At 71.4% G+C, this 12590-nt stretch carries 11 protein-coding genes; 4 read left to right on the forward strand and 7 right to left on the reverse strand.

Features of this window, described 5'->3' with window-relative positions; all coding sequences use genetic code 11:
- Window positions 1-87: 87 nt before the first annotated feature.
- Complete coding sequence (locus BJ964_RS27535; protein ID WP_188123384.1) at window positions 88-2511, reverse strand: tetratricopeptide repeat protein; 2424 nt, start codon at window positions 2509-2511, stop codon at window positions 88-90.
- A 55-nt stretch (window positions 2512-2566) separates the two neighbouring features.
- Here BJ964_RS27535 and BJ964_RS27540 point away from each other — a divergent pair, with 55 nt between their 5' ends.
- The gene (locus BJ964_RS27540; RefSeq protein WP_188123385.1) at window positions 2567-3775 is read left to right on the forward strand and encodes an NAD(P)/FAD-dependent oxidoreductase; all 1209 of its coding nucleotides are present in this window, start codon (window positions 2567-2569) and stop codon (window positions 3773-3775) included.
- Here the strand turns inward: BJ964_RS27540 and BJ964_RS27545 are convergent, their stop codons facing one another.
- Together BJ964_RS27545 and BJ964_RS27550 are read right to left on the reverse strand one after the other, a co-directional pair.
- Window positions 3776-4756, reverse strand: a complete 981-nt coding sequence (locus tag BJ964_RS27545; protein WP_188123386.1) for an endonuclease/exonuclease/phosphatase family protein — start codon at window positions 4754-4756, stop codon at window positions 3776-3778.
- Window positions 4757-4798: 42 nt separating this feature from the next.
- Window positions 4799-5629, reverse strand: a complete 831-nt coding sequence (locus BJ964_RS27550; RefSeq protein ID WP_188123387.1) for a hypothetical protein — start codon at window positions 5627-5629, stop codon at window positions 4799-4801.
- Window positions 5630-5681: 52 nt separating this feature from the next.
- Between BJ964_RS27550 and BJ964_RS27555 the strand changes: the two genes are divergently transcribed.
- Together BJ964_RS27555 and BJ964_RS27560 are read left to right on the forward strand one after the other, a co-directional pair.
- Window positions 5682-6506, forward strand: coding sequence for an SAM-dependent methyltransferase (locus BJ964_RS27555; protein ID WP_188123388.1), 825 nt, complete (start codon window positions 5682-5684; stop codon window positions 6504-6506).
- Window positions 6503-7147: a GNAT family N-acetyltransferase gene (locus BJ964_RS27560; RefSeq protein ID WP_188123389.1), complete on the forward strand. Its 645-nt coding sequence runs from the start codon at window positions 6503-6505 to the stop codon at window positions 7145-7147. The genes BJ964_RS27555 and BJ964_RS27560 overlap by 4 nt, the downstream gene beginning before the upstream one ends.
- Before the next feature lie 4 nt (window positions 7148-7151).
- On the opposite strand, the gene BJ964_RS27565 is transcribed toward BJ964_RS27560, so the two are convergent.
- The 3 genes from BJ964_RS27565 to BJ964_RS27575 form a co-directional block, all read right to left on the reverse strand.
- On the reverse strand, window positions 7152-8633 hold the full coding sequence (locus tag BJ964_RS27565; RefSeq protein ID WP_188123390.1) for an FAD-binding oxidoreductase: 1482 nt from the start codon (window positions 8631-8633) through the stop codon (window positions 7152-7154).
- Between the two features lie 37 nt (window positions 8634-8670).
- Window positions 8671-10227: a methyl-accepting chemotaxis protein gene (locus BJ964_RS27570; RefSeq protein WP_188123391.1), complete on the reverse strand. Its 1557-nt coding sequence runs from the start codon at window positions 10225-10227 to the stop codon at window positions 8671-8673.
- Between the two features lie 380 nt (window positions 10228-10607).
- On the reverse strand, window positions 10608-11522 hold the full coding sequence (locus BJ964_RS27575; protein WP_188123392.1) for a GNAT family N-acetyltransferase: 915 nt from the start codon (window positions 11520-11522) through the stop codon (window positions 10608-10610).
- Between the two features lie 85 nt (window positions 11523-11607).
- Between BJ964_RS27575 and BJ964_RS27580 the strand changes: the two genes are divergently transcribed.
- Window positions 11608-12294: a hypothetical protein gene (locus BJ964_RS27580; RefSeq protein ID WP_188123393.1), complete on the forward strand. Its 687-nt coding sequence runs from the start codon at window positions 11608-11610 to the stop codon at window positions 12292-12294.
- Here BJ964_RS27580 and BJ964_RS27585 read toward each other — a convergent pair.
- Window positions 12291-12578: a GGDEF domain-containing protein gene (locus BJ964_RS27585; protein WP_229806756.1), complete on the reverse strand. Its 288-nt coding sequence runs from the start codon at window positions 12576-12578 to the stop codon at window positions 12291-12293. The two genes, BJ964_RS27580 and BJ964_RS27585, sit on opposite strands and share 4 nt — an antisense overlap.
- Between the last annotated feature and the right edge of the window lie 12 nt (window positions 12579-12590).

The raw sequence follows: 12590 nt of genomic DNA on the forward strand, positions 1-12590 counted from the left end.
GATGGGCACCCCATCGGTGACCCGGCACCGGACCACGGCGTGGGAGGCCTGCCTCGGCGGAGCCGTCGTGGACGCGCAATGCGGCGATCAAGAGCTTGGCGGGCCCGGATTCTCCAGTTCGGTACGACATCTCGTGAGCCGTCCGGCAAGACCGGGCGCCGCCTCCTGGAGAGCGGTCAGGTCGGTGCGGGTGTCGAGCAGGCGGGACCAGTAGACCGATCGGCCCCGCTCCAGCAACTCCACCGTCGCCGGTGTGTCGGCGGCGTCGACTGCGCAGGCGGCCGCGTCCCGGGCCAGCGTCGAGGCGTGCCGGGCAAGCAGGTACCGTTGGTCGTTTGGGCTGATGCCACGGCCGATGAGCAGCGGCAACAGATCAATCGCCGCCGTTTGAGCGGCCAGCGCGGCCGCCGGCCCGTCGCGCACGCCGACCGTCCGTGCCCACGCTTCGGCTGCCCCGATCCGCACGGATGCTGCGGCCGAGGGCGAGGCTGCCGCCTCCGACCACGCGGCGATTCCCTCGGCCAGCGCGTCCTGGTCGCCGGTCCGCTCGAACCGGGTGCGCAGCTCGACGCCGAGGTTGGACATTACGATCGCCCGGTCGGGGTGGCCGAGCGGTAGCACATCGATCGCCTCCCGGGCGGCGGTGATCGCGGCATCCAGATCATCGGGAAGGCCCAGGATCCGGAACCGCATGGACAGCGCGATGGCGAGGGTGGAGAGAGCCCCGGATCGGCCGGCCGGATGCGCCGCGACCGCGCGGCGTGCCGCGATGAGCGCGGCATCCACGTCGGCTAGCCTCCGCGTCGCCTGGCAGCGCCTGGTCAGCGCGGTGGCGAGGCCGTGCAACATCGGAAGGCGCGACGGGTGATCGTCGGGTGTCACCTCGAGTGCCGCCCGGTGGACGGCGATCGCCTCGTCCAGGTCGGCGGACCGGCCCGTCCGGTGGTAGCGGTCCTCCAGTACGCCGGCCAGGTTGAACAGCAACGCCGGCCGGGCGGCGGCACCCGCCGGGGTGGCCTCGACCGCGGCCCGGTGGGCGGTGACCGCCCCGTCGAGGTCGGCGATCGCCGCTGCGGCCGAGAACCGGGCCTGAAGCGCGACACCGAGGTTGGTGAGCAGCCCGGCTAGGTCGGGGTGGCCGATCGGCGTCGCCGCGACGGCTGCCCGGTTGTTGGTGATGGCGTCGTCCGAGTCAGCCGGATCCCCAGTGTGCTCGAACCGGAGACGCAGCAGGGCGCCCAGGTTGGACAGGCGCGTCGCACGGGACGGATGATCCGTGGCACTGGCGTCGACCGCGGCGCGGAGCGCGGTGATCGCCTCGTCCAGGTCGCCCGGGTCACCGGCATGCTCGAACCGGAGCCGCAGGGTGATCCCGAGGTCGGAGAGGACGCCGGGAGGGGCCGACGTGCTCATGGTGACGACCTGGCGGATCACGGTGATCGCCTCGTCCAGGTCCGCGATGGCACCGAACCGCTCGAACCGGGTCGACAGCCCGACTCCGAGAGCGCCCAGCATCTCCGGCCGGCCCGGGTCATGGGCGTCCGCCGTCTCGACCGCCTCCCGGTAGGTCTCGATCGCCGCTGCCAGGTCCGCCGTTTCGCCGGTCCGCTCGAAGCGGGTGCGCAGCGATCGGCCCAGACCGGTGAGATAGGCCGGGCGGTACCGGTCCTCCGGCGGGGTGACATCGACCGCCTCCTGGGCGGCTGTGATCGCCGCGTCGATGTCCGCGAGGTCGGCGAAGCGCTCGAAACGCGTCCGCAGTGCGTTGCCGAGGTTGTTGAGGTGCCCGCCACGGTCAGGGTCTCCCGGTGGGCTTGCGTCGACCGCCGCGCGCACGATGGTGACCGCCTCGTCCAGGTCAGCGATGTCGCCGAACCGTTCGAACCGACCGCTCAGGGTGCCGGCCAGGTTGGAGAGCCGGCGTGCCCGTCCGGGATCACCGGGTGGGGTGGCCGCGACTGCCGCGCGGGAGGTGCTGATCGCCTCCACCAGATCGTCGGCCCGGCCGGTGCGTTCGAACCGGGTCCACAGCGCGACCCCGAGATGGGACAGGCGCTCGCCCCGCTCCGGGTCTTCCGGTGGTGTGGTGTCGACTGCCGCGTTGAGCAGGGCGATGGCGTCGTCCAGCGCGGCGGTCCGGTGAGGGTCACGGACGGCCTGGTTCAGGAGGGCGAGACCGATCTGCGCCGGCCGGTCCGGACCGTCGCTCAGGTGCCGGCGGATCGGTTCCGGTACCCGGTCCGGTGCGACCTCGACCAGTGGCGTGAAGAGCAAGATCGCGGCCCGCAGGTCGATCAGGTCAGGTCCGGACGGCAGGTATTGGAAGCGGTTCCAGTGCAGCCATCCCAGGACGTGCGCGACCTCCAGCGGCATGCGGTCCTCGCCGGTGATGTCGGTCAGTTCCCCGGCCTCGGCGAGGGCGTCGGGATGCAGCACCGGGCCGGGGTCGCCGGCGGCGCACGCGCCAGTGCGGGCGGACAGTGCCGTGATCAACTCGTCCTTCCGGGACACGGACACCATCATTTCGCGCGTCGCTCGTGGCGGGAAGGCGGTCTATGGTGGCCGCATGCCGGGAACCGGGACGTTCGTCATCGTCGGGGCATCGCTGGCCGGGGCCAAGGCGGCCGAGACACTGCGGGCGGAGGGCTTCGCCGGGCGGGTGGTGCTGGTCGGTGAGGAGGAGCGGCTGCCGTACGAGCGGCCGCCGCTGTCCAAGGGGCTGCTGCTGGGCAGTGCCGAGCCGGAGAGCACGCTCGTCCACGACCGTGAGTGGTATGCGGCCAGTGACGTCGAGCTGCGCCTCGGCACCCGGGTTACCGAGGTGGACGCCGAGCGGCGGGTGGTGCGGGCCGGGGACGACGAGATCGCGTACGACCGGCTGCTCCTGGCCACCGGATCGCGGCCGCGCCGGCTGCTCGGGGGCGACGAGAACGTGCTCTATCTGCGCGGCCTCGACGACTCGCTGCGGCTGTTGGCGGTGCTCGGCACCGGTGGGCATCTGACGATCATCGGATCCGGGTGGATCGGGCTCGAGGTGGCGGCGGCCGCCCGGGAGCGTGGTGTCGCGGTCACCGTGGTCGCCCCGGAGGCGGTTCCGCTGCAACGGGTGATGGGTGAGCGGATCGGTGGGGTCTTCGCCGATCTGCACCGCGAGCACGGCGTCGACTTCCGCTTCGGGTCGGGCGTCCAGGAGCTGCGCGGGTCGGAGGTCGTCCTCGACGGTGGCGAGATCCTGCGCACCGACCACGTCCTGGTCGCGATCGGCGCCGAGCCGAATGTCGGGCTCGCACGGCGGGCGGGCCTGGCTGTCGGCGACGGTGTGCTGGTCGACGCGCTGCACCGGACCAGCGATCCGGCGATCTTCGCGGCCGGGGACGTCGCGGCCGTCGAGCATCCGGGCTACGGAGAGCGGATCCGGGTCGAGCACTGGGCCAACGCCCTGCACTCCGGCCCGGCGGCGGCGCTGTCCATGCTCGGGCGGGGCTCCCCGTGGACGAACGTGCCGTACTTCTTCACCGACCAGTACGACCTGGGCATGGAGTACGCGGGACGGCTCACCCCGGGCGCGACCGTGGTGATCCGCGGTGATCTGGCCGGGCGGGAGTGCATCGTATTCTGGGTCGACCACGGCCGGGTCGTCGCCGGGATGAACGTCAACGTCTGGGACGTCACCGATCAGATTCAGGACCTGATCCGGGCCGGTTTCCACGGCCACCGGGTCGACGAGATCCGGCTCGCCGACCCGGACGTGCCGCTGCCCGAGCTGCTTCCCTGATCAGACGGTCTCGGTGACCCGCATGCCGATGGGGAAGTGGTCGGAGAAACCGGTGATGTCGACGTCGTGGCCCATGCCGCCGAACGGGCGTGGTTTCGGATAGGCGCCGGTGTCGACGGTTCCCGGGAAACGCAGCACCTCCACCGAGGCCGGATCCACCCGCAGCGGGTCCGTCTCGCCGGCCATGTTGACGTTGACCAGGAACTGGTCGAGCTGGTTGGGCTCGTTTTCGAAGTAGAAGCTGCCGTCCGGGACGCCGGTCTCCGGCCACATCAGGTTCCACAGGCGCGGGGTGTCCGCTTCGATCACCCGCCGCCGCTGCCGGGTGCTCAGCGCGTGCTTGACCATCGACACGTCGAACGGCTCGTCGTTGAAGTCGCCCATCGCCAGGGCCGGTGTGCCGGGGCCGAGCACCTCCAGGGCACGGGAGTGGAAGTAGGCCAGGGTCTCGCCGGCGATGTGCCGGTACCCGGCCGACTCGAACTGGCCGCCGGAACGGGACGGCCAGTGGTTGCCGAACACCACCAGGGTCTGCCCGGTGGTGGTCCGGAAGTTGACCTGCACGATCTCGCGGGTGGCGTTGCGGCGCATCACCACGTGGAAGAACACGTCGCCGGCGGCAGGTACGGCGAACCGGTCCAGGCTGTAGAGGAACGCGACGTCGATGCCGCGGGCGTCACCGGTGTCGGCGTGGACGATGCCGTACTTGCGGCCGGGCAGCTCGGTGTGCACGGCCTCGGCGAGCAGGTCCAGGACGAACCGGTTCTCCACCTCGCAGACGCCGAGCAGGTCCGGGCCGGCGCCGCCGTTCATCCGGACGATCACCGACGCCAGCTGGGCGATCTTCTGGTCGCGCAGTTCCGGCGTCCATCCGGCGATGTCGTTGCGGATGGCGCGGGCGACCTTCTCGGTGCGGTGGGGCGAGTTCTCCTCGTCGAAGAGGTTCTCCAGATTCCACCAGGCCAGGTAGTAATCGGGCATGTGCGTAACGTAACCCCCGGGTGGCGTCCGGTCAGCCGCCGATCATCCTGACTCGCCCGCCTTTTCGGCGGCCCGGGCGGCTTCCGGGTTTCCGGCCCGGCGTTCCAGGTCGGCCAGGGCCCGCCACCCGGCCGCCAGCTCGACCGGGCCGCGGGCGAAGGCGAGGAGCTCCCGCTGGGCGGCCGCCGCCTCGGCGTACGAACCGAATTCCGCCAGCCGGTGGCGGAGCAGGGTCAGCGTGTCCCGGTCGCGCGGGCGGCCGTCGGCCCACCGGTCCAGCCAGTGCCGGGCCAGGACCGGGTCGTCGAGGAGCCGGGCCCGGTCGAGCCAGGTGATCTCGTCCTCGTCGGCCGGATCGGCGGGGAAGTACGACCGCCGGCCGTCGAACCATTCGGCCAGTTCCTCCGCGGACACGATCGGCTGCCCGTCGTCGCCGAGCAGGAGTTTCAGGGTGGCGTCGCGTTCCGGGTGCGCGCTTGCCCGTACGAAATCGATGGTTTCGGCAATGCCCGCCGCGAAGAGGAACTCGACGTCGTAGCCGCACCACGTGTCGTAGTTGCCGTTCTTGATCTTCCATTGCAGCCAGACGTCGTCGGTCTGCCGGAATTCGGCCAGCAGGAAACCGGCCAGCTTGGTCTCCTCGGTCAGCCCCTGGAACGCGGCCTCGGCCTCCTGCCCGGCCAGCCAGCGGACCAGCGCGAGATCGCCGGGACGGCGGTCGTACTGCAACGCCCACAGCACCGGCGCCCGCTTTCCGGCGTTCCGGTCGTAGGTGTCCCCGTCCTCGTCGGTCGCGGCCTCGTGGCGCAACTCCGGCCACGCGTCCGGAAATCGCCGCATCCGGTCCAGTTCTTGTCTCGCGGTGTCCAGCACCGGGCAAGGATGCCACGGCCCCGGATCGCCACTGTGGATCACTGGGTGTTAGATGGCGGGCGTGGATGACAGGACCGCTGCCGCCCGGGGCATCGACCCGACCCAGGCACACCCCGCGCGCCGCTACAACTACTGGCTCGGCGGCAAGGACAACTTCGCCGCCGACCGTGCGTCCGGCGATGAGCTGGAAAGACACTTCCCGAAGGTGCGTCTCGGCGCGCTCGCCAACCGGGCGCTGCTCCAGCGGGCCACCCGGTTTCTCGCCGCCGAGGCCGGAATCCGGCAGTTCCTGGACATCGGCACCGGCCTGCCGACCGCCGACAACACCCACGAGGTCGCGCAACGGCACAACCCCGAGAGCCGGATCGTGTACGTGGACAACGACCCGCTCGTCATGGTCCACGCCCGGGCCCTGCTCAACAGCAGCCCGGAGGGACGGACCGCGTACATCGAGGCGGATCTCACCGAGCCGGACGCGATCCTGTCGCACCCGGTCCTGCACGACACCCTCGACCTGAAGCAGCCGGTCGGCCTCATGCTGATCGCCGTCCTGCACTTCATCCACGGCGACGGCGCCGCCAAGCGGATCGTCGGCCGCCTGCTCGACGCCCTGCCGTCCGGCAGCTTCCTGGTCGCCACGCACGCCACCAGCGACTTCGGCTCCCCCGAGCAGCAGGCCCTCTACCGGCAGCTGGTCGAGTCGGGCCGGTCCGACGTGTGGACCCGGCCGCGGGACGAGTTCGCCGGCCTCTTCGACGGCCTCGACCTGGTCGACCCCGGCGTCGTCCCGGCCAGCGAGTGGCGGCCCGAGGCGGGCGCGGTCATCCCGGACCGCTCCGACATCAACGTGTGGACCGCGGTCGGGCGCAAACCGTGACGTCCGTCTATCCGCCGCTGAACCTCGCCGTTCGCACTCCGCGGATCACCCTCGCCGCGGCCACCGACGAGATGCTGGAACGGCTCGTGCCGGTGGTACGGGCCGGCGTCGTCGTCGAGGGTGAGCCGTTGCCGTTCGATGATCCGATGTCGCTCTACCAGGACAGCCCGGCCCGGGAGTGGAACTGGATGCGCCGGATCTGGTCCGGCCGCTCCCGGATCGACGACGGCTACTGGCGGCTGTACTTCGTGGTCTGCGACGACGGCGAGCCGGTCGGCATGCAGGACCTGATCGCCGACGACTTCACGGCACTCGGCACGGTCCACTCGTTCTCCTGGCTGGCGCCCCCGGTCCGCGGCCGTGGCCTGGGCAGGGAAGCCCGGGCGGCGATCCTGCACCTCGCCTTCGCGGGGTTCGGCGCCCGCGAGGCCGGCAGTGAGGCGTTCGCCGACAACCACGCCTCCAACCGGGTGTCCGAGGCGCTCGGCTACCTCCGCAACGGCACGAACTGGGCCACCCGCCGTGGCGAGCCCGCCGAGCTGATTCGCTGGCGTCTCACCCGCGACGCCTGGGCCGCCCGCCGCCGCTCCGACATCGAGCTCTCCGGCGTCGAGGAGTGCCGGCCGGTCCTCGGGCTGTGACCGCTCAGCGGCCGTACGCCTCGAAGAGGCCGTTGCGGAAGACCAGGTTCGGGTCCAGGCGGCGTTTGGCGGCCATCGCGGCGTCCCAGGCCGGATAGGCGCGGCGCAGCTGGGCGGCGGTCGCGTGGAGGCGGTACGGCAGGTAGAACGTGCCGCCGGCCGCGGCCACCGCGTCGATCAGCGCCCGGGTGAGATCGCGCATGCGGTCGTCGGCGCGTGCCGTGTGTTCCTGGCGGAAGTTCATGACCAGGCCGAACACGTCCTCGCGGGCGTAGGCGAGGGTGGTGCGGCCGTCGGCGCGGACGTCCCGGACGGTGACGTTGAGCAGGTCCACGCCGCTCGGCGCGATCAGGTCCCGGGCCGCCCGCACGAACTCCCACAGGCGTGCGCGCGGGACGAAGTACTCGTGCAGGATGTCGCTGCTGTCCGGGGAATGGTCGGCGAAGACGGCGGCCGGCTGGTTCTGGATGGTGTTGCGGCTCATCGGGGCGGCCAGCCAGGGCGCGGCCTCCCGTTCCAGGGTCCAGCGCAGCGTCTTGCCGACGCCGCTGCCCACCGAGTTGCGGAAGATGGCCCGCTGTAGTTCCGGGGCGGCCGGGCTGGTCAACGGCAGGACCGTGCCGGCCGTGCCCGCCTCGGGGGTGAAGCGGACCAGGATCGCCTCTTCCAGGAAGCTCAGCGGATCGACCGACAGCCGCCCGTACGCCATCTCCGACGTGCGCGCGGCGAACCGGGTGGCGTACTCGCTGGTCGGCATGGACTCGAAGTGCGGTTCGTAGATCGCGTTCGGCCAGACCTCCAGGTCGGCCTCGAGGATCACGCCGTACAGGCCGTAGCCGCCCAGGGCCAGGGCGAAGAGCTCGGCGTTCTCGGTGGGCGAGCAGGTGAGCACGTCACCCTCCGCGGTCAGCAGGCGGATCCGGCGTACGGTGCTCGCGATCGGTGGGTGGGACGCGTGCCAGCCGTGACAGTTGACGCTCAGTGAGCCGCCGATCGAGAAGTCGTGGTTCGACTGCATCACCTTGGGGGAGAACCCGGCCTCGTTCAGTACCGGGATCAGCTCCCGCCAGGTGGCGCCCGCCCCGACCCGGACCACGGCGGCGGCCCGGTCCAGGTCGATCCGGTTCATCGGCCGGGTGTCGAGCACCCAGCCTCCGGCCAGCATGCTCTGGCCGCCCATCGAGTGGCGGACGCCGGCGACCGCCATCGCCGGATCGTCACCGGTGGCGATGCGGCGCAGCAGTGGGGCGACGGTCCGCGCCGTCCGCTCCGGGGACGGGTCGGCGAACAGCACACCGCGTACCGATGTGGGGTTGATCCGGCTGGCGTCGTCGAGGAGCGCGCCGGGCGCGGACGTGGCCGGAATGGCACCCTGCCCGGCCCATCTCGTCACCGCGAGCGTGGTGGCGCTGCCCAGAGCGAGCGCGCCCGCGGCCGTCACACCGTGGGTGAGGACCTGTCGCCTGGTCGGGCGTCGTCCGCTCATGATCACATCGACAGCCTACGGTCGTCCGCGCGGGCGCTCAGACCCGGAACGTGGCGACGAGGCTCTGCATCTCGCTCGACATCCGCTCCAGCTCGGACGCGGCGGTCTGTGCCTCCCGGGTACCGGAACTGGTCAGTTGCGCCGCGTCGGCCACTCCGGTGATGTTCTGGGCGATGTCGGCGGACCCGGAGGCGGCCTGGGCCGCACTGCGCCCGATCTCGCTGGTCGCGGCGGTCTGCTCCTCGACCGCCGCGGCGATGGTGGTCGTGTAGCCGTGGACCTGGTCGATGATCTCGGAGATCTGCGTGATCGCACCGACGGCGGCGCCGGTGTCGCTCTGGATCGTCTGGATCAGGGTGGAGATCTCCTCGGTGGCCGAGGTGGTGGCCTGCGCGAGGTCCTTCACCTCGCTCGCGACGACCGCGAAGCCCTTGCCCGCCTCACCGGCCCGGGCGGCCTCGATGGTGGCGTTGAGCGCGAGCAGGTTCGTCTGCTCGGCGATCGTGGTGATCAGCTTGATGACGGCGCCGATGTCCGCGCTGGACCGGCCGAGCTTGGACACGGTCTGGTTGGTCTGTTCGGCCACCTGCACCGCGTTCTGTGCCACCGTCGCGGCGTCGGTGGCGCTGGCGGCGATCTCCTGGATCGAGGTGCCCATCTGCTCCGCGGCGGCGGCGACCGTCTCGACGTGGTGGGAGACGACGTCGGCGGCGGTGGACACCCCGCCCGCCTGGTCGTCGGTCCGCTCGGCGGAGTCCGCCATCTGCTGGCTGACCGAGGTCAGCTCGTGTGCCGCTCCGGCGAGCAGCTCGCCGTGGGTGCCGAGCATGCTGACGGTCTCGCGCAGGCGGCCGGTCGCGGTGTCCAGTCCGGTGGCCATCCGGCCCAGCTCGTCGTGGCTGGTCACGTTCGCCGAGACGGTCAGGTCACCGGCGGCCAGCCCGTCGACGACCGTGGAGACCCGGCGCAGCGCGCCGGCGACGCGCCGGGCCACGAACAGCCCGAAGGCCACGGCCAGCACCAGCCCGGCCACCAGCCAGACGATCGTCTGCTGCCGCGCGGATTCGTACGTGGCGTTGGCCTCGTCCGCCTGCTTCTGGGAATCCTGCTGCTCGAGGGCGATCAGGTCGCGGGTGACCGCCGCCGCCTTGGCGATCTGCGGTTCGGCCAGCTTGTCACGGAGGCGTTCGATGGTGGCGAAGTCGTTGCGGCGGCTGGCGGCCGTGATCTGCTGCCGGCCTTCGGCCCGGTACTCGTCCCATGCCTCGACGAGTTGATCGACGAGGTCGGGCGCGACCGATTCCGCACGATAGAGGCCGGCCTGGGCGTCGAATGCCGCGTCGTCGGCCGCCATGGCCTTCTCGAAGCGGGTCATGTTCTCGTCGGTGGTCGACAGCGCCTGGTTGAAGCTGTCCTCGGTGGTACGCCGCATGATCAGCGCGAGCGTGTCCACGTGCTCCTGGGACAGCACGCCACGCTGGTAGAGGTAGTTGGAACTGTCGTTGAGCGCCGACATCCGGTCCAGGCTCAGCAGGCCCTGCGCGGTCGCGGTGACCGCCAGCACCCCGATCACCGAGAGGATCTTCGTCTTCATCCGGCGGTTGTCGACCCACCGACCGAAGCCACCCGTGACCTGCTGAGAAATAGTTATTCGCTGCGCTCTCGATCCCGAGCCGGTCACATGCGGCGGCTCATTCGTTGCGGCTGGTTCCGGAGAACCGGTTCGGTTGCGGGCGAGGGCCCATGAGCCCGGCAACCGACTCGCATCGCACGGTGACCGGAAACTACCGAAGCGTCGTTCGGTGCATGCCGGGTGCGCTGCGGTCAGAGGCGCTTCCGGCTCCTTCTTTCCGGTACGCGCGGCAGCGAGATCGCGCCGACCGGAGGGAACGGCCCTGATGAGACGGGGACGGCGTCACGCGTACCGGGAAAGGGGCGGAAGCGACCGACGGGACCTCGACCACAGACGATTCTTTAGACGCCGTCGGTGGTGAATTCGCGGGTGGTCCGGGTCAGCACGGTGAAGCCGGCCGCGGTCAGGAACTCGGTGTAGTCCTCCTCGGTCACGTCGGCGTAGTCGAGCAGACGCGTGGCACCGCCCAGTTCCAGCCAGTCGGCGGCCTGCCCGAGCAGCCAGGTGCCGATCCGCCGACGGCGATGGTCCGGCTCGACCCACAGGTTGCCGACCTCCGCCCACGCCCCGACCCGGGACACCCGGGGGCCGGCGTCGAGGTTCGTGTCGACCTCGATGTAGCCGACCTCGGCGCCGTCCAGCAGCGCGGTGATCCGGGTGCCGTTGATCCCGACCGTGCGGCTCGTGGTCAGTCCGTCCACCGGCGCGGGCGGCCGGGCGAGACGGTCCACCGGGGCGAGCAGCACGGTCTCCACCCGCCCGTCGTTGCGGAACCCGATCCGCTGGTAGATGGCGCGAATGTGCGGCCACTGCTCCGGAACGCCGTACACCCCCGGGGCGGGCAGCGAACCCTCGGCGAAACTGCGGGTCACACCCCACCGCCGCAGCTGGGCGTGGCAGGCCACCGCGAGCGCGTCGCCGGCCGCCTGCGAGTCCGGCCAGTACGGGGCGTCCGGCCAGCACACCAGCCACCGGATCTCGCCGGCGTTGCGGTACATCTCCCCGGTCTCCGGGCCGTCGCCGTACCGGATCAGATGGGCGGCGGCCACGACCCGGCCGCGCTGCTCGGCGACCAGCGTGATCCGCTCCCGGGCCCAGCGGTCGACGATGAACTCGCCCGGCTCCCGTTCCAGCTGGCTCAGAAGTACCTGAACGGAGACGGACACGCCGGGTACGACGGCGGCGATGTGGGCATTGACCAGACCGGTGACCTGTTCCCGGTCGCCACGGCTGAACGGGCGGACGGAAATCGACATGAGCGGACCCTCCAACACGATGGACTGGACGAGCCGCTACCGAGCGGTACGCCACCACTTTACAAAGGGGCGCAAGGTGGACGACATGACGAACACGAGGATCCGCCGGGCCGCGAGCGCAGGACTGCTGGTCGCGGCGATCGCGGCGTGCGGTTCCAGCCCCGGTCCGGCGCCGGCCGCGCCGATCGCCTCCGCCGCGCCGCCGTCGGTCCCGGCCTCCGTCCCGGCGCCGGCCGGAATCCCCGCCGCGGCCCTCCTGCAACCCGAGGACGTACGCGGTGCGACGCCCGAAACGCTGGAACAGGGCGAGTACGCCTACGTCCGCCCGCTGCGCCCGTGCGGCGGCCGCTACCCCAGCGACCCCACCCGTACCGCCGCCGTGGCGAAGCGGTACGTGGTCCCCGGCCGTACCCCGGAGACCGTCCCGACCGTGGTCGTGCAGTTCATCGGCCGGCACCGGCCCGGCGGCGCGGCCCGGCAGATCCAGGAGATCGACGCGGCCCTGAAGAAGTGCCGTGGCGGGCTCGCCGAGGGCCGGCGGAAATGGGACGTCATCGAATCGGACGGCGACACGATGCTGGTCCGGATCGGTCAGCGGTTCAGCTACGCCGACGAGGAGCCGGCCACGGTCAACCACTACGCCGCTCTGGCCCGGGTCAACGACGTCGTCGTCGTTGTCGCCGACATGGGCTGGGAGAACATGGACGGCTCCGAGAAGCTGGTCCGCGACCTGATCGGGAAGGCGAAGACGCGGGCCGGGACGGTCCACTAGACACCGGCCATCACCCAGCGGCCCCGGCCCAGCTTCTTCGCCTCGTACATGGCCATGTCGGCGTCGCGCAGCACGTCGTGGTCGTCGGCCGTGCCGTCCGGGCCGTACGCCGCGATGCCGACGCTGACCCCGATGTCCAGGGTCTCGCCGTGGAACGGGATCGGCTGGGCCACGTCGCCGAGCACCCGTTCGGCCAGGCGGACCGCCTCGGCCTCCGGCAGGTTCGGGCAGAACAGCACGAACTCGTCGCCGCCGAGGCGGACCACCAGCTCGCCGGTGAGCACCGCCCGGATCTG

The organism is Actinoplanes lobatus (assembly GCF_014205215.1).
GTDB classification, from domain to species: Bacteria; Actinomycetota; Actinomycetes; order Mycobacteriales; family Micromonosporaceae; genus Actinoplanes; species Actinoplanes lobatus.

What these genes read in the sequence shown, in the direction of transcription:
- BJ964_RS27540 (WP_188123385.1), top strand. Translation starts at nt 2,567, where the DNA reads ATGCCGGGAACCGGGACGTTCGTCATCGTCGGGGCATCGCTGGCCGGG.
- BJ964_RS27545 (WP_188123386.1), bottom strand. Translation starts at nt 4,756, where the DNA reads ATGCCCGATTACTACCTGGCCTGGTGGAATCTGGAGAACCTCTTCGAC.
- BJ964_RS27555 (WP_188123388.1), top strand. Translation starts at nt 5,682, where the DNA reads ATGGCGGGCGTGGATGACAGGACCGCTGCCGCCCGGGGCATCGACCCG.
- BJ964_RS27565 (WP_188123390.1), bottom strand. Translation starts at nt 8,633, where the DNA reads ATGAGCGGACGACGCCCGACCAGGCGACAGGTCCTCACCCACGGTGTG.
- BJ964_RS27570 (WP_188123391.1), bottom strand. Translation starts at nt 10,227, where the DNA reads ATGAAGACGAAGATCCTCTCGGTGATCGGGGTGCTGGCGGTCACCGCG.
- BJ964_RS27575 (WP_188123392.1), bottom strand. Translation starts at nt 11,522, where the DNA reads ATGTCGATTTCCGTCCGCCCGTTCAGCCGTGGCGACCGGGAACAGGTC.
- BJ964_RS27580 (WP_188123393.1), top strand. Translation starts at nt 11,608, where the DNA reads ATGACGAACACGAGGATCCGCCGGGCCGCGAGCGCAGGACTGCTGGTC.